Source organism: Pantoea sp. ICBG 828 (assembly GCF_002928355.1).
Taxonomy (GTDB): domain Bacteria; phylum Pseudomonadota; class Gammaproteobacteria; order Enterobacterales; family Enterobacteriaceae; genus Pantoea; species Pantoea dispersa.
Genome location: NZ_POWN01000004.1, coordinates 178,836 through 201,208, shown reverse-complemented (window position 1 = coordinate 201,208; position 22,373 = coordinate 178,836). Strand labels below are relative to the sequence as shown.

20 protein-coding genes are annotated in these 22,373 nt (G+C 56.6%); 10 read left to right on the top strand and 10 right to left on the bottom strand.

Going from position 1 to position 22,373, the window contains the following annotated elements; translation table 11 throughout:
- The first annotated feature begins 166 nt into the window (after positions 1-166).
- The 6 genes from C1Y43_RS11485 (at position 167) to C1Y43_RS11460 (ending at position 5,480) form a co-directional block, all read left to right on the top strand.
- Positions 167-1,726 carry a transcription antiterminator gene (locus tag C1Y43_RS11485; RefSeq protein WP_058776535.1) on the top strand — a complete coding sequence of 520 codons (1,560 nt, stop codon included), beginning with the start codon at positions 167-169 and terminating at the stop codon, positions 1,724-1,726.
- A gap of 17 nt (positions 1,727-1,743) precedes the next feature.
- Positions 1,744-2,214 (top strand): PTS sugar transporter subunit IIA, encoded by a 471-nt coding sequence (locus tag C1Y43_RS11480; RefSeq protein ID WP_010618474.1) that lies wholly within the window; start codon positions 1,744-1,746, stop codon positions 2,212-2,214.
- 23 nt (positions 2,215-2,237) lie between these two features.
- The gene (locus C1Y43_RS11475; protein WP_021313325.1) at positions 2,238-2,552 is read left to right on the top strand and encodes a PTS fructose transporter subunit IIB; all 315 of its coding nucleotides are present in this window, start codon (positions 2,238-2,240) and stop codon (positions 2,550-2,552) included.
- Between the two features lie 11 nt (positions 2,553-2,563).
- Positions 2,564-3,655 carry a PTS fructose transporter subunit IIC gene (locus C1Y43_RS11470; RefSeq protein ID WP_058759786.1) on the top strand — a complete coding sequence of 364 codons (1,092 nt, stop codon included), beginning with the start codon at positions 2,564-2,566 and terminating at the stop codon, positions 3,653-3,655.
- A gap of 9 nt (positions 3,656-3,664) precedes the next feature.
- Positions 3,665-4,516 carry a class II fructose-bisphosphate aldolase gene (locus tag C1Y43_RS11465; RefSeq protein WP_104188266.1) on the top strand — a complete coding sequence of 284 codons (852 nt, stop codon included), beginning with the start codon at positions 3,665-3,667 and terminating at the stop codon, positions 4,514-4,516.
- A 100-nt stretch (positions 4,517-4,616) separates the two neighbouring features.
- Positions 4,617-5,480 (top strand): ketose-bisphosphate aldolase, encoded by an 864-nt coding sequence (locus tag C1Y43_RS11460; protein ID WP_021509600.1) that lies wholly within the window; start codon positions 4,617-4,619, stop codon positions 5,478-5,480.
- A gap of 169 nt (positions 5,481-5,649) precedes the next feature.
- Here C1Y43_RS11460 and C1Y43_RS11455 read toward each other — a convergent pair whose 3' ends face one another.
- On the bottom strand, positions 5,650-6,414 hold the full coding sequence (locus C1Y43_RS11455) for a transporter substrate-binding domain-containing protein (protein ID WP_104188265.1): 765 nt from the start codon (positions 6,412-6,414) through the stop codon (positions 5,650-5,652).
- Between the two features lie 162 nt (positions 6,415-6,576).
- Here C1Y43_RS11455 and C1Y43_RS11450 point away from each other — a divergent pair, with 162 nt between their 5' ends.
- Positions 6,577-7,158 carry an NAD(P)H-dependent oxidoreductase gene (locus C1Y43_RS11450; RefSeq protein ID WP_104188263.1) on the top strand — a complete coding sequence of 194 codons (582 nt, stop codon included), beginning with the start codon at positions 6,577-6,579 and terminating at the stop codon, positions 7,156-7,158.
- A 36-nt stretch (positions 7,159-7,194) separates the two neighbouring features.
- Positions 7,195-7,503, top strand: coding sequence for a putative quinol monooxygenase (locus C1Y43_RS11445; protein WP_021509602.1), 309 nt, complete (start codon positions 7,195-7,197; stop codon positions 7,501-7,503).
- A 71-nt stretch (positions 7,504-7,574) separates the two neighbouring features.
- On the opposite strand, the gene C1Y43_RS11440 is transcribed toward C1Y43_RS11445, so the two are convergent.
- The 9 genes from C1Y43_RS11440 to nudF all read right to left on the bottom strand — a co-directional run bounded on the left by C1Y43_RS11440 (position 7,575) and on the right by nudF (position 19,864).
- Positions 7,575-10,703 (bottom strand): Ig-like domain-containing protein, encoded by a 3,129-nt coding sequence (locus C1Y43_RS11440; protein WP_104188262.1) that lies wholly within the window; start codon positions 10,701-10,703, stop codon positions 7,575-7,577.
- A gap of 205 nt (positions 10,704-10,908) precedes the next feature.
- A complete protein-coding gene (locus C1Y43_RS11435; RefSeq protein ID WP_021509604.1) occupies positions 10,909-11,787 on the bottom strand; it encodes an OmpA family protein in 879 nt (292 codons plus the stop codon).
- A gap of 47 nt (positions 11,788-11,834) precedes the next feature.
- Positions 11,835-13,958: an Ig-like domain-containing protein gene (locus C1Y43_RS11430; protein ID WP_104188260.1), complete on the bottom strand. Its 2,124-nt coding sequence runs from the start codon at positions 13,956-13,958 to the stop codon at positions 11,835-11,837.
- A 258-nt stretch (positions 13,959-14,216) separates the two neighbouring features.
- Positions 14,217-15,116, bottom strand: a complete 900-nt coding sequence (locus C1Y43_RS11425) for a LysR substrate-binding domain-containing protein (RefSeq protein WP_058776526.1) — start codon at positions 15,114-15,116, stop codon at positions 14,217-14,219.
- 271 nt (positions 15,117-15,387) lie between these two features.
- The gene (gene parE / locus C1Y43_RS11420) at positions 15,388-17,283 is read right to left on the bottom strand and encodes a DNA topoisomerase IV subunit B (protein ID WP_104188258.1); all 1,896 of its coding nucleotides are present in this window, start codon (positions 17,281-17,283) and stop codon (positions 15,388-15,390) included.
- A 46-nt stretch (positions 17,284-17,329) separates the two neighbouring features.
- Positions 17,330-17,911, bottom strand: a complete 582-nt coding sequence (gene yqiA / locus C1Y43_RS11415; RefSeq protein ID WP_058771368.1) for an esterase YqiA — start codon at positions 17,909-17,911, stop codon at positions 17,330-17,332.
- Between the two features lie 3 nt (positions 17,912-17,914).
- Entirely contained in the window at positions 17,915-18,742 is an 828-nt protein-coding gene (gene cpdA, locus C1Y43_RS11410; protein ID WP_031280131.1) for a 3',5'-cyclic-AMP phosphodiesterase, read from the bottom strand.
- A gap of 64 nt (positions 18,743-18,806) precedes the next feature.
- Entirely contained in the window at positions 18,807-19,232 is a 426-nt protein-coding gene (locus tag C1Y43_RS11405; RefSeq protein ID WP_021509611.1) for a DUF1249 family protein, read from the bottom strand.
- Positions 19,229-19,864, bottom strand: a complete 636-nt coding sequence (gene nudF / locus C1Y43_RS11400; protein ID WP_021509612.1) for an ADP-ribose diphosphatase — start codon at positions 19,862-19,864, stop codon at positions 19,229-19,231. The genes C1Y43_RS11405 and nudF overlap by 4 nt, the downstream gene beginning before the upstream one ends.
- Before the next feature lie 213 nt (positions 19,865-20,077).
- Between nudF and tolC the strand changes: the two genes are divergently transcribed.
- Together tolC and C1Y43_RS11385 are read left to right on the top strand one after the other, a co-directional pair.
- Entirely contained in the window at positions 20,078-21,550 is a 1,473-nt protein-coding gene (gene tolC, locus C1Y43_RS11390; protein ID WP_021509613.1) for an outer membrane channel protein TolC, read from the top strand.
- Positions 21,551-21,691: 141 nt separating this feature from the next.
- On the top strand, positions 21,692-22,366 hold the full coding sequence (locus tag C1Y43_RS11385; RefSeq protein ID WP_021509614.1) for a DUF1190 family protein: 675 nt from the start codon (positions 21,692-21,694) through the stop codon (positions 22,364-22,366).
- Positions 22,367-22,373: the final 7 nt, after the last annotated feature.

Here is a 22,373-nt window from a genome sequence, read left to right as displayed (position 1 = left end):
TAATACTGTCCGCCTGACGGGACAACATTTAGTATTGTTGCCGCCGCCATCCTTTCCTAAATTCATACTCCATAAGACACACCTTTTTCGCGACGGCTTGCTGGCAATGAAATAAATGCCACAAGGAAAAATCCCATTAGGTTTTACCAAAATAAAGGGTGACCGAATGCAAATACTGACTTCGCGACAACACCGGTTAGTGAAATTGCTGTTGCAACAGGCGGCGCCGCAGCCGATTGGTCAGCTGGCGTTACAGCTCGGTGTCTCCGGAAAGACCATTCAGCGCGACCTGCAGTGGCTGGAGAGCTGGCTCAGCAACTGGGCGCTGACGCTGGAGAAAACCCCTGGCCGCGGTGTGCGGCTGCGGGTTGAGGATATGCAGCAGCGTTTGCAGCTGGAGCAGCAGCTGAACGGCGACGAGGCCGGCGACGCGCTCAGTCATAACAGCCGGCGGATAAAAATCGCCTCCCAGCTCCTGAGCGATGCGCCGCGTGCTACGTCAATCAGCAAGCTGTCCGAGCGCTACTTTATCAGCCACGCCTCGATTGTGAACGACCTGAAGGTGATTGAAGAGTGGTTGCAGCCGCTGGGATTAACGCTGCAGCGCGGCCCGGGCGGTACGCATATAGAGGGCCATGAGCAGGCGCTGCGTCAGGCGATGGTGTCGCTGATCAACGATGTGATGCAGCAACAGGTCGCCGGTACGCCGCTGCTGCCGCGGCTCGATCCCGGCAGCCAGCAGGCGCTGGTGCACTATTTTGGCGAAGAGGATGTGGCCTTTGTGCAGACGCTGCTGCAACAGATGGAGCAGCAGCTGAGTTATCCGCTGGGCGATGCCTGGTATCTCAATCTGTGCACGCACATCCTGATCATGATGCACCGCATGGCGCAGGGCAACGCGCTGGCGCTGGACATTCTCACCACCGCGCACGATCTGGATCAGTCGATTCTCACCATTGCCCGGCAGATGGTGGCGCGCATTGAGCAGCGCATCGGCTGTGCATTGCCGGCCGATGAAGTCGGTTTTATTTATCAATATATCGTCTCCTCCGGCATTGTGGTGGAAGAGCGTGGCGATCAGGTGACGCTGCATAATCAATTTTCCACTGCCGAGTCGGTTAAAATAACCTGCGAATTAATTGATCGTTTCTCGGCGTTTATTCAGCAGGACTTATCTCAGGACCGTTTATTATTTGACGGTTTACTGGTGCATATAAAGCCATTATTAAACCGGCTTAAATATCACATTCATATTCGCAATCCGCTGCTGGATGATATTAAACAGGAAATGAAAGAGATATTTTCTCTGACCCAGCAGGCAATGCAGCTGACCGCGCGCACCTTCGCCCTGTCGCCGGTGGCTGAGGATGAAATTGGTTATCTGTGCGTCCATTTCCAGGCGGCACTGGAGCGGCAGATCGCCCACAAACGCATCCTGGTGGTGTGCTCCAGCGGCGTGGGTACCTCGCACCTGCTAAAGAGCCGCATATTACGCGCTTTTCCGGACTGGGAAATTGCCGGCGTGGTGTCAGCCAGCAATCAGGCGGCGTTTTGTCAGCACCACGCGGTGGATTTGGTGATTACCACCATCCACCTCGACGCCGGTGCCATTCCGGCCGTGTATGTCAGCGCCTTTTTTAATGATGACGATATCCGGCGGGTCACTGACGCCATGATTGGCAGCCAGCTGCCCAACGGCACGCCCTGCGCGTTGGCCGCACACTGATTGAATGAGGAGCAACCATGGACATTTCCCGCATTCTGACGCCGCGCCGCGTTAACCTGGCGCTTAGCGCCACCAGTAAAGAAGAGGCGATCAACGAACTCACCGATCTGCTGGTGAGTGACGGCGCCATCAGCGATCGCGCCGCGTTTATTGCCGATGTCTGGCTGCGTGAAGCGGAAGGCTCGACCGGCTTCGAAAACCATATCGCGATTCCGCACGGCAAATCGTCGGCGGTCAAACAAACCACGCTCGCCATCGGCCGCACCCAGCAGGACATTCCGTGGGAAACGCTGGATGGCAGCCAGGTGCGCTGCATCATCCTGTTCGCCGTGCGGCTGGAAGATCAGAACACTACCCATATTCGCCTGTTGTCGCAGGTGGCCAGCGCGCTGGCCGATGATGAGGTGATAGCCCGACTGCTGGCGGAGAATGACCCCGGCAATATCATCCGGCTGTTTAGTCAGTACGCCGAAACCGACCTCTGTTAACACCCAACACCTTGAGGTGCCACATGAATATCGTCTGTGTAGCGGCCTGCACCGCAGGCATCGCGCATACCTACATTGCGCGCGAAAAACTGATTAAGGGGGCTCACGCGCTGGGCCACACCATCCACGTTGAAACCCAGGGCACCATCGGCACTGAAACGCCGCTGACGCGTGAGCAGATCGACGCCGCTGACGTGGTGATCCTTGCGGTTGACGTCAAGATCAACGGCGAAGAGCGCTTTCAGGGCAAACCCATCGTGCGAGTGAAAACCGAAGTGGTGATCAAGTCACCGGTGAAATTCCTCGAAAAAGTGGCGGATTCACTGGCGCGCGCCTGAGGAGATCGATCATGAGCGATCACAAACGTCAGTACGGCCAGGAGATCAAAGGCCACCTGCTCACCGGCATCTCATGGATGATCCCGCTGATCGTCGCCGCCGGCATCTGCATTGCGCTCGGCCAGGTGATTGGCGGGCCGGACGTCGGCAAACAGACTGGCAGCATTGCGTGGATGCTAAACCAGATCGGCGGCTGGGGCATGGGGCTGATTGTGCCGCTGATCAGCGCCGCCATCGCCTACTCCATTGCCGATCGTCCCGGCTTTGCGCCTGGCCTGATCGTCGGCTTTATCTGCGGTCAGATCGGCACCGGATTCATCGGCGGCATTCTGGGCGGTTTCCTCGTCGGCTATACCGTGCTGCTGCTGCGCCGGGTGATCAGGCTGCCGCAGTCGATGCAGGGGCTGATGCCAATCATGGTGCTGCCGCTGCTCAGCACCATCATCGCCGGGCTGCTGATGATGACCTTTATCGGCCAGCCGATCGTCTGGCTGCAAAAAACGCTGATTCATCTGCTGGAGTCCATGCAGGGCGGCTCCAAATTCGTGATGGGCGCCATTCTCGGCGCGATGGCTACCTTCGACTTTGGCGGGCCGATCAATAAGACCATGTCGCTGTTCGCCGACGGCATGCTGGTCGATGGCATTTACGGTCCGGAAGCGGTGAAGTTTGTCGGCTCCATCATTCCGCCGTTCGGCATCACCCTCTCGTATCTGCTGACGCGCCACAAGTACACCAAAGCAGAGAAAGAAGCGCTGAAAGCCGCTTTCCCGATGGGCATCTGCATGATTACCGAAGGTGTGATTCCGATTGCGGCACGCGACCTGCTGCGCGTGGTGGCCAGCTGCGTGGTGGCCTCAGCGCTGGCCGGCGGACTGATTATGGTGTGGGGCGTGGAAGCGCCGGTGCCGCACGGTGGCATGTTCGTGGTGCCGCTGTTCACCAAACCGTGGCTGTTCTGCCTGGCGCTCGGCATCGGCACCGTGGTGTGCGGCGTGATGCTGTCGGTGATGAAAAAACCGGTCACGCAGCAGGATGAAGAGTTCGATGACGTGGAAGCACCCGGCGTCCGCGATGAAGAGATCAAATTCACTCTGGAATAAGGAGCCCGCATGTTTGCCATGATGAATGACCTGATTCAGGCCGCCTTCCAGCACAAGTACGCGGTGCTGGCGATCAACTGCTTCAACCTCGAAACCGCCCGCGCGGCGATTCAGGCGGCTGAACAGCAACGCGCGCCGCTGATTCTCAACGTGTATCAGGGACACAGCGCGCATTTTCCGCCGGCGGTGGCGGTGGCGCTGGTACAGGCGCTGGCGGCTCAGGCCGCGGTGCCGGTAGCGCTGGCGCTCGACCACGGCAAAGCTTTTCCGCTGATTGGTCAGGCGTTTCGCGCCGGCTTTACCGGTCTGATGATTGACGCATCGGCCGAGCCGCTGGCGGACAATATTCGTCAGACCGCAGCGGTAGTGAAGATGGCGCATACCGCTGGCGTGTGCGTTGAAGGCGAACTGGGGCATATCGCCGATGCGCCCACATATGAACTGGCCGATGCCGCCGTGAAAATGACGCGGGTAGAAGACGTGCTGCCGTTTATTGAGCAGACCGGCATCGATCTGCTGGCGATTTCGGTCGGTACCGCGCACGGGCTTTATCCGCCGGACGTAAAGCCGAAGATCGACTTTGAACGGCTGCAGCAGCTGCACGCGGTGACGACGCGGCCGCTGGCGCTGCACGGCGGCTCGGGCACCCCGGCGGAGGATATACGCCGCGTCAGCGCCTGTGGCGTCGCCAAGATCAACGTCGGCGCTGCGGTGTTCGACGCCGGTAAGCACGCGGTGCAGCAGGCGCTGCGCCAGCATCCGCAGGCCGAGCTGGCCGATGTGCTGGCGCTGATGGAGTCCGCCTGTCGCGAAGTGGTTATTGAATATCTGAGCTGGTCAGGGTCGGCAAACCGCTACTGACGCCCCGATCGCGGCGCAATTTCCAACTGTTTCTTTTTATCCCTCATCGGGTCGGCGCGTGCGCCGGCTCTGGTAAAACTCACGCTAAGGAAACATAAACATGTTGATTTCAATGAAAGAGATGCTGGCCCCGACCCGTGAACATCGCTTCGCCATCGGCGCATTTAACGTCGCTGACAGCTGCTTTATCCGTGCCGTGGTGGAAGAAGCCGAAGCCACCAACACGCCCGCCATTATTTCTATCCATCCGAGCGAACTGGAATTTGTCACCGATGAATTTTTTGGCTACGTGCGCGAACGCACCCTGAAAAGCCGTGTGCCGTTTACTATTCACCTCGATCACGGCGCTTCAATTGCGCAGGTGCTGCGCGCTATTCAGTGCGGGTTTACCTCGGTAATGATTGACGGCTCGCTGCTGCCGTACGAAGAGAATGTGGCGCTGACCAAAGAGGTGGTGAAGCTGGCGCACGCGGTGGGCGTGTCGGTGGAAGGCGAGCTCGGCACCATCGGCGATACCGGCACCACGGTGGAAGGCGGCGTGAGCAAGGTGATCTACACCGAACCGGCGCAGGCGGAAGATTTTGTGCAGCGCACCGGCGTCGATACGCTGGCGGTGGCGATTGGCACCGCGCACGGTATCTATCCCAAAGATATGAAACCGGAGCTGCAGATGCACATTCTGAAGGATATCTCTCAGCGCGTAGATATTCCGCTGGTGCTGCACGGCGGTTCGGCCAATCCGGACGCGGAGATTGCCGAGGCGGTGACGCTGGGCGTAGGCAAGATCAATATCTCCAGCGACATGAAGTTCGCCTATTTCGCCCGACTGCGCGAGATCCTCGCCCGGGAGAGCTGGTGGGATCCGAATGTGATTTATCCGGACGCCATCGCCGCCGCGAAAGCGGTGATTCGCTACAAGATGAATCTGTTTGGCGGGCTGGGTAAAGCCGGATTGTATCGTTGATTTCAAAACAATAAATAGGGCCGCTACGCAAGTGCAGGATGTCAGTTGCCCATGCCGTAGCGGCGCGATTGATCACACGTATTCACCCGCCGCACTGCTGCTGATTGCGCAATAAATTGCGCCGCTACGGGACGGTAACGCCTGTCGTAATACCCTTTATCGCTAACGATTACTTCACCACGCCCAGCCACTGTCTGGCGATCTGCGCATATTCGCCGGTGGCGGTGCTGAGGTGCAGCCACTGATCGACATACAGCTTCCAGCTCATATCATCACGCGGAATCATGTAAGCCTTCTCGCCATACTGCATCGGCTGTTGCGGATTGATGGCACACAGCGACGGATAGTGCTGCTGCTGGAACAGCGCTTCGGAAGCATCGGTAATCATTACGTCGGCTTTGTTATCCACCAGCTGCTGGAAAATGCCGGTGTTCTCCGCCAGTTGCAGGCTGGCCTGCGGCAGATGACTGTGCACAAACGCTTCGTTGGTGCCACCAGCCGGCTCGATTACCCGCACCTGCGGCTGGTTGATCTGCTCAACCGTCTGGTACTTCGCTTTATCCGCGCAGCGTACCAGCGGAATCTTGCCATCGACGCCCAGCGGCTGGGCGAACCAGGCAATCTGCTGCCGTTTAAGCGTCACGGAGACACCGCCCAGCGCGATATCACACTGTTTCGCCACGAAATCCTCGCTCAGGGTTTTCCACGTGGTTGGTACCCACTCTACTTTTGCGCCGAGGCTGGCGGCCAGCGACTGCGCCATGCTGATGTCCAGCCCTTCATACTGGCCGTCGCTGCGCAAAAAGGTGTAAGGCTTGTAATCACCAGTGGTGCAGACCTTGAGGGTTTTGCTCTGGCGAATGTCATCAAGATGGGATTGCGCCTGAGCCGCGCCGGCCACCAGAAGTAAGGCACTCAGTATCACAGTTTTCATGGTGTGTTCTTTTTAAGTGGATGTTGGTTTGCGTGCGGATTGTTGCATAAGTGACGGCATTATTGCTTTGAGAGCAAAAGTCTTGTGATCAATCACGCATTTTTTTGCCCCGCGCGCGCGCGTAGAGTGGGCGGCATCTATGAGAAACGGAGCGAATTATCCATGAGCAAGATTTTGATTATCGACGGCGGCAAGACCTTTGCCCATTCCAAAGGCGAACTGAACCATACCCTGACCGAAGTGGCGGCCAGCCAGCTGCGCGATCTGGGCCATGAGGTTCAGGTGACCGTTGCCGATAGCGACTACAACGTGGCGGACGAAGTACTGAAATACCTCGACAGCGACGTGGTGATTTATCAGATGCCGGGCTGGTGGATGGGCGAGCCATGGACGGTGAAAAAGTACATCGATGAGGTGTTTACTCAGGGCCACGGCGCGCTGTACGCCAGCGATGGCCGTTCGCGCAGCGATGCCAGCAAAAAATACGGTTCCGGCGGCCTGATTCAGGGCAAAAAATACATGCTGTCGCTGACCTGGAACGCCCCGCTGGAAGCCTTTACCGATGCCGACCAGTTCTTCGAAGGCGTCGGCGTGGACGGCCTGTACCTGCACTTCCATAAAGCCAATCAGTTCCTCGGCATGGAAAGTCTGCCGACCTTTATCTGTAACGACGTGATTAAACAGCCGGACGTGCCGCGTGATATCGCACGTTATCGGACTCATCTCAGCCAGATCTTTGCTTAACTGTAAGCACACCGGGAAAAAACAGAAGGAAGCGTTATGTTAACTGTGGTTGCAGAAATTTGCGTTAAGCCGGGCCGCCGTCAGCAGGTACTGGAGGCGATTAATAAACTGATCCCTGTCGTGCTGGAAGAAGAGGGTTGCCATCAGTACGATGCGCTGGTCGATCACCAGGCGCAGGTGCCGTGGAAGCAGAACTCGCCAGACTCGATCTTTATGCTTGAGCAGTGGGAATCGCTGCGCCATCTGGAGCAGCATCAGCAGATGCCGCACATGGATGCGCACCGCGCCACCATCAAAGATGACGTGGTGGACGTGAAAATTCTGGTGCTTGAACCGACCGCCTGATTTTTCCGCTGCAGGCATAAAAAAAGCCCCGGTTTTGCGACCGGGGCTTTTGTTTAGCAGCTAATCAATGATCAGTGCTGTTCGTTATGCAGGTTCTGCACCAGCAGTTCCGCATCACCGTTGCTGTAGACGTTATACTCGGTGCCGCCGACGGTGACGGTACCGGTCGCCTGCTGCCAGGAGCTGGCATCTTCACCGGCTGGCAGGATGTCTTCCAGCGTCAGCGCCTCGCCCTGTTTAGCGTTCACTACCAGCTGTGACTTGCCGTTGTCGATAAACAGTGAATCCTGACCCTGCGTCATGATGTCGTTGAGCGACATGCTCATCAGCCCTTCTACATCCGTGGCACCCGCAGCGAAGATCGAGTTGATCTCTGGCGGCGGCGGCGGGGTGACGTCGACGTTGGTCTTAACGGTATGGTCGATGACCAGTTCGTTTCCGGCTGTATCGCGAACCGTGACGTTAAAGGCATAATCACCTTCTGCCAGTTTGTCTGACTCATAGCGCCACACGCCGTTTTCTACCACGGTAGAACCGATCAGCTGGGTACGCGCTTCGTCGCCCCAAATCATCACGATAGTACCGTCTTCTGAGCCCTTACCTTTGAAGATCAGCGTGTCATCGTTGGTGTCCGGCCGCACGGGAATTTCACTGCCGGTTTTATCCGCGAAGACGCCTTCGAAGTTAGCCTTGCCGCCGCCTTCTACTGGCTCCGGCTTAGTGGTATCAACGTCAAAGTTAATCGCCGCCTCTTTATCGCCTTTCACACCGGATTTGCTCACCGGCTGAACTTCAACTTTGTGGTTACCCTCGCCCAGCGCTGGCAGCTCATAGCTCCACTCGCCGTTTACGACGTCAACCACGATCGGCTCCAGATCGTCGATGTAGATGATGACCTGCGACAGATCCGGTGACGTGCCCTTCAGCGTTGGCTGTTTGTCATCGGTGACCGTGCCATTTTCGATCTCACCCTGGATAGGACCGACGTTATCCTCCAGTATGTACGAACCTTCCATTGAGCCAGGCTTTTTGGTGTCGATGATCAGATCGATAGGATCGGATGGCTGCGATTCGTTGCCGGCCGGATCGGTGATCTCGATGATAACCTGATAGTTACCGTCATCGATTGGGTTCTCAGGTTTCACTTCCCACTTGCCGTCTTCGCCCACGATACCGGTACCAATCACCACCGGATTACCTTTACCGTCATCAATGATGACTTCCACTTTGTCGCCCGGGGTACCACCTTCGCCGCCGAAACCTGGACGGTTGTCATCAATGGGCTTACCTGGTTCAACCGGACCGGTGTTGTCACCTTCGTTATCGACAATCGTTGGTGGTTGCGGCTGATCCGGAGGCGTAATATCGATAATCACGTTGATTGGATCTGAGGTCGGTGACTCTTTGCCGGTGGCCGGATCTTTAGCGATCAGTTCAATATCGTGTGAACCTTCCGCCAGCTCTGGCAATTCAATTTCCCATTTACCATCTTTAACGACAGTTGAAGCCACCGGCTCTTTTTCGCCGTCAACAATCACGTAAATGATGTCGCCGTCGTTGCCTTCACCGCGCAGCACTGGCGTGGTGTCGTTAGTTGAATCGCCTGGCTGCAGCACGCGCTCTTCATCACCGTTGTTGGCGACCATCTCATCCACTACCGGTGCCGGCAGGATATTGCTGTCGATAACCAGTTTGAACGGATCGGTTTTCTCAGAAACGGTGCCGCCTTTGCTGATGGAATCCACAACCAGCGAGTGCTCACCTTCACCCAGCTCAACGTCCAGTTTCCACTCACCGCGATTGTCCGCCTTGGTAGAACCGATCAGTTTGTCGCCGTCCCATACGCGCACAATCACGCCAGCATCTGCTTTACCCGACAGGGTTGGGGTTTTGTCATCGGTGATGTCACCTGACTTCAGCGGTCCGGTAACGCGTCCTTCGTCATCCAACACCTCACTCAGTGATGGCGTGCCAGGCACAGAGGTATCCAGCGTCAGCGCGAAGTTGTCAGAACGTGGGCTCTCAGCGCCGAAGCGGTCAGTGTAGCTGGCGCTAAACACGTGGGTGCCGTCGGTGGTCAGTTCCGGCGTGAAGCTCCAGCGGCCATCGGCACCGGCTTTTACGCTGCCAATCACATTGGAGCGAATATCGTAGATTTTTACCAGGCTGTCCGGCTGAGCAACACCGTACAGGGTTGGGGTTTTGTCATTGGTGTAGTTGCCTGGCGTCAGATAGGTATCCGCGCTGCCTTCATTATCAATCACGCGCATAATCTGCGGCGCTTCCGGTGCGGAGGTGTCGATATTGTAAATACGCGGAATTGATGGTCCCCAGTTGCCCGCACGGTCCAGATAACGAATACCCGCAACGTGCAAACCCTCTTTCAGCTCCGGCGAGTCAAACTGCCATTTGCCGCTGCCATCAGCACGGGTAGTGTAAACTGTTTCATCAATAACAATCTGTACTAATGCATTAGGTTCCGCGTTTCCACCGCTGAGCGTAATTACGTTTTTGTTGATGGTTCTGACCGGTTCACCCGCAGAATTAGCCGCATCCACGATGGCTGATTCTGCCGGCGTTACAGATACGGCTTCGTTCACCGCCTGAGTGACCACACCGTCAGCAATCGTCAGGTTGAAAGCATCAGAGATCGGGCTTTCATGACCAACTGTATCCTTCGCCATCACGGTCAGTTGGTGCTCGCCGTCTGCCAGCTCCGGCGTGATGCTCCATGCGCCCATTTTGTCTGCTACCACTGAACCGATCTCTTTACCGTTATCGTACAGGGTAACAATGGTGCCAGGCTCTGCCACACCAGACAGCGCCGGCGTTTTATCGCTGGTGGCTTCACCCGGCGTCAGGTAGTGATCTTCCGCCGCAGCGTCATCAATCACGCGCCAGATTTCCGGTTTTGCCGGAGGCGTCGTATCCATATCAAGAATGAAGATACGCGGTGGGCTCGGGTTAGTCGCTTTATCAATCGATACCAGCTGAATGACATGGGTGCCGTCTAACCAGCTGGTTTTCGGGTCGAATGACCATTTACCGTCCTCGCTGATATCAACCATGTGCACTTCACCATCGATTGTAATCTCCAGCTTTCCGCCGTTGGCACCTCTTACTTCTTTATCAATCCATTTATAAAACTGATCTTTGGTCGAGATAACGCTCGCGTTCTCTGCTGCTGTAATATTAGCCATGATGTGTATTCCTTTTGCGTTAAATAATGTTTCGGGATTTCCAGCCGAATACAGGTTTAATTTCGCTTTTTATGCCTGAAGACAATACGAGAAACGTCTTAATCGATTAAGTTATATGAACCCTTAATAACTTTATCGAGGCACAGCGCCTCACACCTCATCAATATGAGATGTGAGAATGCGCTGCTAAAATAATTAAATCAGATTACTTGTTTTCAACGCTGATAATAACCCGGCGCTCGCTGGCATAGCATGCTTTCTGCTCCTGCAGGCTGCCTGAACAGTTAGTATCAACCTGAGACTCACCCATGCTCTGCGCGGTGATATTGGCCGCATTCATTCCCTGAGCAATCAGCAGTGCTTTCACCGCCTCAGCGCGACGCTGGCCCAGCGCCATATTGCTGCTGTCGCTGCCAATCGGATCGGTAAAGCCGGTGACGATGATGTGGCGTTGAGCAGCATTTTCCTTTTTCAGCATGCTGGCAAAACTGCTGAGTGCTTCGCGCCCCTGTGCGGAGATGTCGTTGCTGTTGGCGCTGCCGAAACGGAACAGCAGGTCAGATGAAAACGCATAGTTATCATAAGCTTCAGTTGTTCCTTCCTGACAGCGCTGTACCGACGATGCGCGTGACAGCAGATGAGCCTGACGTTTGGTGCTCAGCAATTCCTGCTGCGCCTGCTGCTGGCTGACCACCAGCGGACGACCGCTGTCATCGAGGTTAGCGCGAATGTAGTAGGTTTTACCGGCAGCCAGTTTATCAGTCCACGATTGCGCGCGTTTACCCTGATAATCTGGCGCGTCGTTGACATAACTGCCCAGCGAATGCGTTCCCGGCGCAACACAAAACACCGTATAGCCACCGGCCAGTAACGACGTATGGAATTCACCGTCGACATAAATATTCGCCGGTTTTTCCCCGGTTAATGAAGCCGGACGATAATAAACCACCCGCGCCTGCTCTGCCGATACCGGCGATAAACTACGCCATGCGCCATCAAATGAATTTTGCGCCTGGGTTGAAAAAGTCGTGAATACTGGCGCACACACCAGTGAAGCTAAAAGTAATTTTTTTGCAATTTTCATTTAAGTTTCACAGGTGCAATAAATTGCACCTGTATGCTCCAGATAAATTAGAATTGTTCGATTTCGTTCTGTAAGAACAGCGCATCTGATTGGGAATTATTTTCAGCTATCACACCACTCTGGCTTTCCTGATTATTCCAGTCATTAAACGCATCGTTATTAAGCTGCAGTAATTCCGCATTAATCGGCTGCGGCTGATCGTCGGCCTCATTGAACAGTTCATGATTGTCCAGGGAAAGCAGAGCGGAAATATCAAGACCGGCCAGCTCCAGCGCATTAATCTCCGGCGGCGGCGGTGGAATGGTGTCGACTTCCACTTCATAAATGTCCGTTTTGCCGGTCACTTCGCCATCGCTGGAGAACACGCCGCGCAGTTGATAAACATCATCCGCCAGATCCGGCGTCGTCAGCTCCCATTTGCCGTCAGCCCCAATCGTGGTAGTGAAGCTGTAGCTGTTCTCGAGACCGACAATATAGATGGTTACCAGTTCACCCGGCACGCCTTTACCGGCGACAATGATGCTCGGATCGTTCATCGCGCCGCCGTTTTCGATTGGCGTACGCACGCCGGCGTCGTTATTGTCTTTAAAGATATGCTCAATCATGCCGGAAACCGGAACGTCCGGATCGGGCAGGCCGTCAACAGGCTCAGGATCGACCGGCACTTGCGTGTCGCCTTCAAACCCAATCGTGACCTTTTCAGAGGCCGGCGATTCGTTGCCTGCCGGATCGCGCACCACGATTTCCAGCTCGTGCTCGCCCGGTTGCAGATTGTTTTCTGGCGTGAAGGTCCACTTGCCGTCTTCCACAATCACCGAACCAATGGGCTTGCCGTTGTCGATAATCACCACGATATCGCCATCTTCACCGGTGCCTTCCAGCGTCGGACGCAGATCTTTTGTGGTGGAACCGTCTTCCAGCGGATTACCTTCGCTGTCTTTGATCACGCCAATGCCCGGATTTTCCGGCGCCACGGTGTCCACATCAACGATGAACGGATCGGATGGCAGAGATTTGTTACCCACCTGATCGACCACCACGATGCTCAGCTCGTGTCGCCCATCCTGCAGCGCCGGAGCCGTAAAGGTCCAGTTACCCTCGGCGTCCACCTTTGCGGTGCCCAGCTTCACGCCATCGTTCCAGATTTCTACCGTCGAGCCCGCTTCAGCTTTACCGGTCAGCGTTGGCGTATTGTCTTTCGTCACGCCGCCTTTTTCGATCAGCACCGGCGGATCCTGCATATCGTCCATCACGCTGCCGATGGTGCCTTTGGCTGGTGCAGTCAGATCGATGATGAATTCCCACGGATCGCTCTCTTCACCCACCACGCCTTCGGCGTTACGCTCGGCGGTAACGATGCTGTGATTGCCAGCCGCCAGCGGTTTTTCCGGCGTAAAGGTCCAGTTACCCTCGTCATCCACCAGCACTTCACCCAGCAGCGTCTCACCATCCCATATTTCAATGGTATTGCCTGGCGTACCGGTGCCGTTGAAGGTGGGCATGGTGTCGTCGGTGCGGCCGCCATTTGCTACCGAACCGGTTACGTCGCCGATATCATCAATCACATCGCTGATGGTGGGCTTGCTGATATCGCCGCCGCCGCTGCCACCGCCGCCTTCACCTTTGCCGCTGTGGCTGCCGTCGTTATTGTCGTAGTGGTGTTTCGCCGCGACATAGCCGAGGCCTGCCGCTGCCGCGATAGCCGCCAGGCCACCCAGCGCAATCAGCGCCGGCGACCATTCAAAGCCGCTGGCCAGTGCGTAGCCGGAATTATCATCAACGCTGCCTTCACCCAGCGCCAGCGCGGTGGTTTCGCCGTCGGCCAGCGCGGCCGCTTCGTGGTCGGCATTGCCGTCCGTCGCGACGTAAGCGTGCATTTCGCCGTCTTCCGCTTTACCCACTAAGGTGCCGGATTTAGCGAAGAAATCTTCGATAATCAGATCCGGCTTGCTGGCGTCTGAGCCTTCCAGCATCACCAGCAGGTTTTTCCCTGCGCGTTTAACGGTGATGTTTTCAGGCGCGGTGCCGTCCTGGTTCTGCGTCAGCAGATATTTACCGTTGGTAATTGCCTGAATCTTCACTGCTTTGCCGTCTTTACCGGCGCGCAGCACTTCCGCTTTGGTTATGGTTTTCTTATCGATAACCGCCACACTTACGGGTGAAACGTTCATGATTCTTCCTTCCGTCGATTAATTTTGACTGCGCGTTTGCAGGCAAGCGCCGCAATCTCCCTGGCTCTGCCCACGGGTGGGCTCAAAGTTGCGACATAATCCGGAAAGAGATAAATCCGAGACATAAGAAATGTCCCGTTAGGAAAAAATTCTTAAATGGGCGGCCGAAAGATAGCTAAATCATTAACCGATTGAATTAAAGCGTTTTTATCGATGAGGGCAGAACATAACAGGAAAGGTTATTCAAACAGAACAGGACTATAACAGATGATTTTCCTGAATTTTTTCCCGTAAAAAATCCAGAAAACAGGTGATGCGGGAACTGAGCGACTGGTTGCGATAGTACACCGCGTGAATCGGCAGGCGCAGTTCGCGCGTGTCATTTTCCAGCACCTGCACCAGCCGGCCGCTGGCGCGATCCTCGCGGCTGACAAAATCCGATAGCCGCACAATGCCCTGGCCGGCCAGCGCCAGCTGGCGCAGGGTTTCGCCGCTCGACGCGCACAGCGTGGGTTTGATGCGCAAAAACTCGCCTTCACGCTGCCATACCGGCCAGACATTGTGCGCGTCCAGCTGGCTGAATCCCAGCAGCTGGTGCGTCAGCAGATCTTCCACGCTCTGCGGCGCGCCGGCTTTTTCCAGATAGGCCGGACTGGCCAGCAGGCGAATCGCGCTGCTGCCCAGCACGCGCGCGCGCAGCGTCGAATCGCGCAGTTCACCAATGCGAATAGCGATATCGGTTTGCTGCTCAAGCAGGTCGATGACAATGTCATCGGTGTTCAGCTCCAGCTGAATTTGCGGATAGCGCGCGCAAAATTCGGCAACCAGCGGCACGATAACATGCAGGGTAAACGGCGTATTGGCGTTGACGCGCAGCCGTCCGGAAGGAATGTCGCGCCGCTGCGCGATATGCTCTTCGGCCTGCTCCACCGACGCGAGGATTTGCCGCGCGTGATCGAGAAAAATCAGCCCCTCTTCGGTCAGTGCCAGGCGACGCGTGGTGCGGTGCAGCAGCGTGGTTTGCAGTTTGCTTTCGAGGCGGCTCAGCGCCCGGCTGATGCCGGAGCTGGTTTGATCCAGCTGTTCCGCTGCGGCGGTAATCGAACCGGTATCCACCACCGCGACCCAGGCGCGTAACTCTTCCAGTGTGATTTTCACTCTTCCTACCTCAGCGCATTGCTACTTCGAGACCTGTCTTAGCCTCGTTCTCACGGCTGCTGAGGTAGATTGCTCCACGTTCAGCAGCGGCAGGATACCACAATGCAGCAAAACGCAGGGATTATCGCTGACCCGGGTCAGCGGGCGGCCTGGTTGTGCCGCGCACAGCGCGGTTTTTATTAACGGGCATGCGGCGATGGGACAGATCGGGACGGGCAGCGATGGCACGGTTACAGGCATAAAAAAGGGACGCCGCAGCGTCCCGTTTGCATCACACTTCGAGGTCGGCGAGGTCGCCTTTTTCCTGTAGCCAATTGCGGCGGTCTTCCGAGCGTTTCTTCGCCAGCAGCATGTCCATCATCCGTAACGTCTGCTCGACATCTTCTTCGTCGACCGTCAGTTGCACCAGACGACGGGTGTTAGGATCGAGCGTGGTTTCGCGCAGCTGCAGCGGATTCATCTCACCCAGACCTTTAAAGCGCTGCACGTTCGGCTTGCCTTTTTTCCGCTTCAGCTGCTCCAGCACGCCCTCTTTTTCGTCTTCATCGAGCGCGTAATACACCTCTTTACCGAGGTCGATGCGGTACAACGGCGGCATCGCCACATAGACGTGGCCCTGCTGTACCAGCGAGCGGAAATGCCTCACAAACAGCGCGCACAGCAGTGTGGCAATGTGCAGGCCGTCGGAGTCCGCATCCGCGAGGATACAGATTTTGCCGTAGCGCAGCTGGCTGAGATCTTCACTGTCCGGATCGATACCGATCGCCACCGAAATATCGTGCACTTCCTGCGACGCCAGCACTTCGTCCGACGACACTTCCCAGGTGTTGAGGATCTTGCCTTTCAGCGGCATGATCGCCTGATATTCGCGGTCGCGCGCCTGCTTGGCGGAGCCGCCCGCAGAATCCCCTTCCACCAGGAACAGTTCGGTTTTGCTCAGATCCTGCACGGTACAGTCGGCCAGCTTGCCCGGCAGCGCCGGTCCGCTGGTCAGCTTTTTACGCACGACCTTTTTCGCCGCGCGCATACGACGCTGTGCGCTGGAGATCGCCAGCTCGGCCAGCATTTCGGCAGCCTGCACGTTCTGGTTGAGCCACAGGCTGAAGGCATCTTTCACTACCGCTGAGACAAACGCCGCGCACTGGCGTGAGGAGAGACGCTCTTTGGTCTGTCCGGCAAACTGCGGATCCTGCATTTTGACCGACAGCACATAGGCGCAGCGATCCCAGATATCCTCCGCCGACAGCTTCACGCCGCGCGGCAGAATATTGCGGTATTCACAGAATTCGCGCATCGCGTCGAGCAAGCCCTGACGCAGGCCGTTAACGTGCGTTCCGCCCTGCATAGTCGGGATCAGGTTGACGTAGCTTTCGGTCAGCAGCTCGCCGCCCTCCGGCAGCCACAGCAGTGCCCAGTCGACCGCCTCCACATCGCCGGCAAAGCTGCCGACAAACGGTTTTTCCGGCAGCGTTGGCAGGCCATTCACCGCTTCGCTCAGGTAATCCGTCAGGCCATCCTGATACAGCCAGGTTTGCTCGGTATCGTTCACCTTGTCTTTAAAGACAATTTCGACACCCGGGCACAGCACCGCTTTGGCTTTCAGCAGATGCTTGAGGCGGGAGACCGAGAAGCGCGGGCTGTCGAAGAAGCTTTCGTCTGGCCAGAAGTGAACGCTGGTGCCGGTGTTACGTTTGCCTACCGTACCAATCACCGCCAGATCCTGCACTTTATCGCCGTTTTCGAAGGCGATCTGGTAAATCTCACCGTTGCGGCGCACCGTGACTTCCACACGCTTCGACAGGGCGTTGACCACCGAAATCCCCACGCCGTGCAGGCCGCCGGAGAACTGGTAGTTTTTGTTGGAGAATTTACCGCCGGCGTGCAGGCGACAGAGAATCAGTTCGACCGCTGGCACGCCCTCTTCCGGGTGGATATCGACGGGCATACCACGGCCATCATCGATCACTTCCAGCGACTGATCGGCGTGCAGGATGACTTCCACGCGTTTGGCGTGACCAGCCAGCGCCTCATCGACGCTGTTATCGATCACTTCCTGGCCCAGATGGTTAGGGCGTGTGGTATCGGTGTACATGCCCGGACGGCGACGTACCGGTTCGAGGCCGGTTAAAACCTCAATGGCGTCAGCATTATAGCTAGATTGGCTCATCGTAACAGTCTGATTAGCAATAGGAAAATGGGCCCATCCCGCAGCATCAGGGAGTATTCAGTCCCAGAAAATCAATCATCTGCGCAAAATGGCGTTCGAATCCGATATAGGCATGATTGCCGCCCTCTTCTACCGTCTGACGGCACGCGCTGTAGTAATCCAGCGCCTGGCGATAGTCGAGCACTTCATCGCCGGTTTGTTGCAGCAGCCAGAGTAGATCGGGCGCTTCCAGAGGGTCAATCTGCATCACTTTCAGATCGTAAATGTGGCGAGACTCTAACACATATTGCTGGCCGGTGTAGGGATTCCGGTTTTCACCCAGATAATCCACCAGCAGTTCAAACGGCCGCACCGCCGGATTCACCACCACCGCCGGCAGCATGAAACACTGCGACAGCCAGGTGGCAAAATAACCACCGAGCGATGACCCCACCAGCCCGAGCGGTTCCCCGGCATACTGCATCACCAACTCTTCCAGCAGCGCAGCAGCCTCAGCGGGAAAAGTCGGCAGCTGCGGCACCAGCACCTCAATGTGTGGATGCTGCGCCTGACACCACTGCTGTAACTGCGTCGCTTTAGCCGACTGCGGTGAGCTGTTGAATCCGTGCAGATAAATCAGCGCCGCCATGGTTTAGTAGCCCTCGGAATCCAGATCCGGACGGAATAGATCGCTCTGCAGACGATTCACTTCGGTGTGCAGCGTGCCATCCGCCTGCAGCGTCAGCCAGCGCCAGCCGGGCGCCACGGTATCAATGGTGAAGTTGGTGCAGTGCGGTTTAAACTGGACGCAGGTCGAAGGCGATGCCAGTACGCGGCGGCCGTGCCAGTCGAGATCCAGCTCCTGATGAATGTGGCCGCACACCAGGTGGCGCGCCAGCGGGAAGTTTTGCAGCACCGCATCCAGCTGATGCGGATTGCGCAGGCTGTGCTGGTCAAGCCAGGTACAGCCAGAGGCCAGCGGATGATGGTGCAGCAGCACCAGCGTGTAGCGATCGGGGAACTGACGCAGCGTGCGGTCCAGCCACTCCAGCTGATAGTCGCTCAGCATGCCGTGCGGCACGCCAAAAACCTGGCTGTCCAGCAGCACCAGTTGCCAGTGCTCGCCGAGCAGCACATGCTTGTCCGCGGCGATGCCGGCCTGCGCCAGCGTATCCACCATCGCTGGCTGAAAATCGTGATTGCCCGGCAGCCAGACGCACGGCTTCGGCAGACGCGCAATGCCCGCAACAAAATGCTGATAAGCTTCGACGGTGTGATCCTGGGCGAGATCGCCAGTGGCGATAATCAGATCGTAATCGCGCTGTTGCGCCGCGATGGCGTCCAGCACCGCATCAAAACTCGACCAGGTATTCACTCCAAGCAGCGATTGATGTTTTCCCGCGAAAAGATGGGTATCCGTAATTTGTAAAATCCTGATATCGGACCCATTTGCCGCAGGAAGAGTTAGCAGGCTATCCAAAGCGTTTCCTTTCTCTCCACGCTATCGTTGCGTTATATACCCGTGCGGATTCAGGGTATCGCTATCAGCACACCGGCACGGCCATCGCGCCGTGCGCCAGGCAGTACCGCAACCAGTCGGCAAGGAACTGGTTAATCTGATGTTTTTCATCGCGCTGATGCAATTTTTTATTAGGATAATCATAGCGCGCTTTGAAGCGATAGATCTGCTGAGTGGAACACACTTCAGCCACCATCGCATCATGGTAGAGCCGCACCGACATGGACGGCAGGCTCCAGTAGCTCACTGCGGGTGCCACCTGGCGGATCTCCACCAGCGTGGTATAGCGCGTCGACTCTTCAATAGTCAGCTGATAACTGGCGCCGTTCACCTGATACATCACCGACGCACCTGCCTCGTCACTGCGCGGCAGCAGGCGGCGCAGCTGAGCGAAATTGGTTTCGCACAGACGCATCATTTCGGGGAAATCAGGGGTATAGCGCTGTTTCATGTTGGCTTCCACTCTTCTCTTAGTTTCTCATGGTGCAACGCCAGCCATTGCAGAGCGATGACAGATGCCGCGTTATCAATAATCCCCTCTTCCACCCAGCGATAAGCCTGTTCGCGGCTTACCACATGCACAAGAATATCCTCATTCTCTTCCTCCAGCCCGTGATTTCCCTCTGCCTGGCTGGCATCCACTTCGCCCACCAGCACCGACAAACGCTCAGAGGTTCCGCCGGGGCTGGCTAAGTAATTCACTATCGGTTTGACGCGGCCAACCTTGAGGCCAGCCTCTTCGACCGCTTCACGACGCACCACATCTTCCGGCGTTTCACCCGGTTCAATGATGCCGGCCACCATCTCCAGCAGCCAGGGCGTGGCGCTGGAATCATAGGCCGGGATGCGGATCTGTTCGATCAGCACTACTTCGTCGCGCAGGGGATCATAGGGTAGCAGCACGGCAGCGTGTCCGCGCTCAAAAACTTCGCGCACCACTTCACCGCTCATGTCGCCATTGAAACGGCGGTGGCGGAAGCGGTAACTGACGATGGAAAAAAAACCATCGTAGCGAGTATCGCGTGCAATAATTTCTACATCGTTTTTTGTGAAAGTCACAGGGGATTTTTTTTCGCCCGCCATCATCTGGTTCCTTATGCAGATTGGGATGGAGCGAAGAAAAGCCAACCCTTGTGCTCCGTCCGAGTGGTTCTTTCTGAATTATTTACGTAAATTAGGGGGAGAAGGCACGTTCAGCCAACTTATCTCTGACGCCGCCTCTGTAGAATCGGCGATTATTTTTTGGCTTACCTGCAGCACACTCTCTGTGCATTTGCTGCAACACAAGGAATGCAAATGAAAAAACTGCTCCCACTTTTTATTGGACTGAGCCTGGGCGGTTTCAGCCTTGCCAGCCAGGCAGAAAACCTGTTGCAGGTCTACCAGCAGGCGCGCCTCAGCAACCCGGATCTGCGTGCTTCAGCCGCCGATCGCGACGCTGCTTTTGAGAAAATTAACGAAGCGCGTAGCCCGTTGCTGCCGCAGCTGGGTCTGGGTGCAGATTATACCTATAACAGCGGCTATCGCGACAACAGCGGTCTCCATTCCAACACGACCAGCGCCTCGCTGCAATTAACGCAGACGATTTTCGACATGTCGAAATGGCGTGCGCTGACGCTGCAGGAAAAAACGGCCGGTATTCAGGACGTTACTTATCAGGTAGCGCAGCAGGATCTGATCCTGAACACCGCAACCGCCTATTTCAACGTGCTGAAGGCCATTGATACGCTTTCTTACACTGAAGCGCAGAAACAGTCGATCTACCGCGAGCTGGATCAGACCACCCAGCGTTTTAACGTCGGTCTGGTGGCCATCACCGATGTGCAGAACGCCCGTGCTCAATACGATAGCGTGCTGGCCAACGAAGTAACCGCGCGTAACGACCTGGATAACGCGGTGGAATCGCTGCGTCAGATCACCGGCATGGATTATCTGTCGCTGGCGTCACTGAATATCGATCGTTTCAAAACGGCGCGTCCGGAAGCGGTATCCAATTTGCTGAAACAGGCTGAGAGCCGTAACCTCAACCTGCTGTCTGCTCGTCTGAGCCAGGATCTGGCGCGTGAGCAGATTCGCTCCGCCGAGTCCGGCCACATGCCGACGCTGGATCTGACCGCCTCTACCGGTCTGTCAAACAGCAAATACGGCGGCAGCCGCGCTAATCAGAGCGCCGGTACCACCGACTCGATCACCGGCTCCAACCAGGTTGGCCTGAGCTTCTCACTGCCTCTGTACAGCGGCGGTTCAGTGACCTCGCAGGTGAAACAGGCGCAGTATAACTTCGTCGCCGCCAGCGAGCAGCTTGAAGGCGCGCACCGTAGCGCGATTCAGACCGTCCGTTCTTCGTTCAACAACGTGAACGCTTCGATCAGCAGCATCGACGCTTACAAACAGTCGGTAATCTCGGCGCAGAGCTCATTAGATGCTTCGGAAGCCGGTTATCAGGTGGGTACGCGTACCATCGTTGATGTGTTAGACGCGACCACCACGCTGTTTAACGCTAAACAGCAGCTGTCGAATGCGCGTTACAGCTACCTGATTAACCAGCTGAACATCAAATATGCGCTGGGCACGCTGAACGAGCAGGATCTGCAGCAGCTGAACAGCACGCTGGGCAAAGAAGTGACGACCTCACCAGAAGTGGTCGCGCCGGAAAACAGCCAGCAGGCCGCGCGCGTGGATAACGGCCCGAAAGCGACCTCCGCGTCCGCCGCCGCTCAGGCCCGTCCGGCCGCGGCACGTAACAGCGCCAATCCTTTCGCTAATTAAGCCTTCAAGGGGCCGCTTGCGGCCCCTTTCGCATTCAAACGTATAACAACGTAAAGATCCCCTTGCCACCCGGCTTCCCGCTTCATTTTCCACCACTCATCACCTATCCTAAGCCCCACCTTTGGGCACAGGATGAAGATAATGAAACGGACAAAAAATATTCGTCATGCCGCTTTCCGTAAAAGCTGGCAGGCACGCCATTTAACGCCGGTCGCACTGGCGGTCACCGCCGTGTTTATGCTGGCAGGCTGCGAACAGAGCGATGAAACGGTTTCGATGTACCAGAACGCCGATGATTGTGCGAAAGCCAATCCGGGCCAGAGCGCTCAGTGCACCACCGCTTACAACAACGCGCTGAAAGAGGCTGAGCGCACCGCGCCAAAATACGCCACGCGTGAAGATTGCGTCGCGGAATTCGGCGAAAACCAGTGTCAGCAAACCCCGGCACAGGCGGGCGTCGGTACCACGGCGAACAACGCTGAAGCGCAGCAGAGCGGCAGCTTCTGGATGCCTCTGATGGCCGGCTACATGATGGGTCGTCTGATGGGCGGCGGTGCCGGCTTTGCGCAGCAACCGCTGTTCTCGCCAAAAACCCCTAATAGCCCGGCTAACGGCCAGTTTGTTGATGCTTCCGGTAAGAACTACGGTGCGGCCACCTCCGGCCGGACGGTAAACGTGCCGAAAACCGCGCTGGCGCCAAAACCGGCCACTACGTCCACCATCACCCGTGGCGGCTTTGGTGAGACGGTAGCCAAACAGAACACCATGCAGCGCAGCAGTGCCACCAGCACCGGCAGCCGCTCGCTGGGAGGCTAAGCCCGCG

Excerpts from the sequence above, each read along its gene's own strand:
- C1Y43_RS11485 (WP_058776535.1), top strand. The coding sequence starts at position 167 with ATGCAAATACTGACTTCGCGACAACACCGGTTAGTGAAATTGCTGTTG.
- C1Y43_RS11480 (WP_010618474.1), top strand. The coding sequence starts at position 1,744 with ATGGACATTTCCCGCATTCTGACGCCGCGCCGCGTTAACCTGGCGCTT.
- C1Y43_RS11475 (WP_021313325.1), top strand. The coding sequence starts at position 2,238 with ATGAATATCGTCTGTGTAGCGGCCTGCACCGCAGGCATCGCGCATACC.
- C1Y43_RS11470 (WP_058759786.1), top strand. The coding sequence starts at position 2,564 with ATGAGCGATCACAAACGTCAGTACGGCCAGGAGATCAAAGGCCACCTG.
- C1Y43_RS11465 (WP_104188266.1), top strand. The coding sequence starts at position 3,665 with ATGTTTGCCATGATGAATGACCTGATTCAGGCCGCCTTCCAGCACAAG.
- C1Y43_RS11460 (WP_021509600.1), top strand. The coding sequence starts at position 4,617 with ATGTTGATTTCAATGAAAGAGATGCTGGCCCCGACCCGTGAACATCGC.
- C1Y43_RS11455 (WP_104188265.1), bottom strand. The coding sequence starts at position 6,414 with ATGAAAACTGTGATACTGAGTGCCTTACTTCTGGTGGCCGGCGCGGCT.
- C1Y43_RS11450 (WP_104188263.1), top strand. The coding sequence starts at position 6,577 with ATGAGCAAGATTTTGATTATCGACGGCGGCAAGACCTTTGCCCATTCC.
- C1Y43_RS11445 (WP_021509602.1), top strand. The coding sequence starts at position 7,195 with ATGTTAACTGTGGTTGCAGAAATTTGCGTTAAGCCGGGCCGCCGTCAG.
- C1Y43_RS11440 (WP_104188262.1), bottom strand. The coding sequence starts at position 10,703 with ATGGCTAATATTACAGCAGCAGAGAACGCGAGCGTTATCTCGACCAAA.
- C1Y43_RS11435 (WP_021509604.1), bottom strand. The coding sequence starts at position 11,787 with ATGAAAATTGCAAAAAAATTACTTTTAGCTTCACTGGTGTGTGCGCCA.
- C1Y43_RS11430 (WP_104188260.1), bottom strand. The coding sequence starts at position 13,958 with ATGAACGTTTCACCCGTAAGTGTGGCGGTTATCGATAAGAAAACCATA.
- parE (WP_104188258.1), bottom strand. The coding sequence starts at position 17,283 with ATGAGCCAATCTAGCTATAATGCTGACGCCATTGAGGTTTTAACCGGC.
- yqiA (WP_058771368.1), bottom strand. The coding sequence starts at position 17,911 with ATGGCGGCGCTGATTTATCTGCACGGATTCAACAGCTCACCGCAGTCG.
- C1Y43_RS11405 (WP_021509611.1), bottom strand. The coding sequence starts at position 19,232 with ATGAAACAGCGCTATACCCCTGATTTCCCCGAAATGATGCGTCTGTGC.
- nudF (WP_021509612.1), bottom strand. The coding sequence starts at position 19,864 with ATGGCGGGCGAAAAAAAATCCCCTGTGACTTTCACAAAAAACGATGTA.
- tolC (WP_021509613.1), top strand. The coding sequence starts at position 20,078 with ATGAAAAAACTGCTCCCACTTTTTATTGGACTGAGCCTGGGCGGTTTC.
- C1Y43_RS11385 (WP_021509614.1), top strand. The coding sequence starts at position 21,692 with ATGAAACGGACAAAAAATATTCGTCATGCCGCTTTCCGTAAAAGCTGG.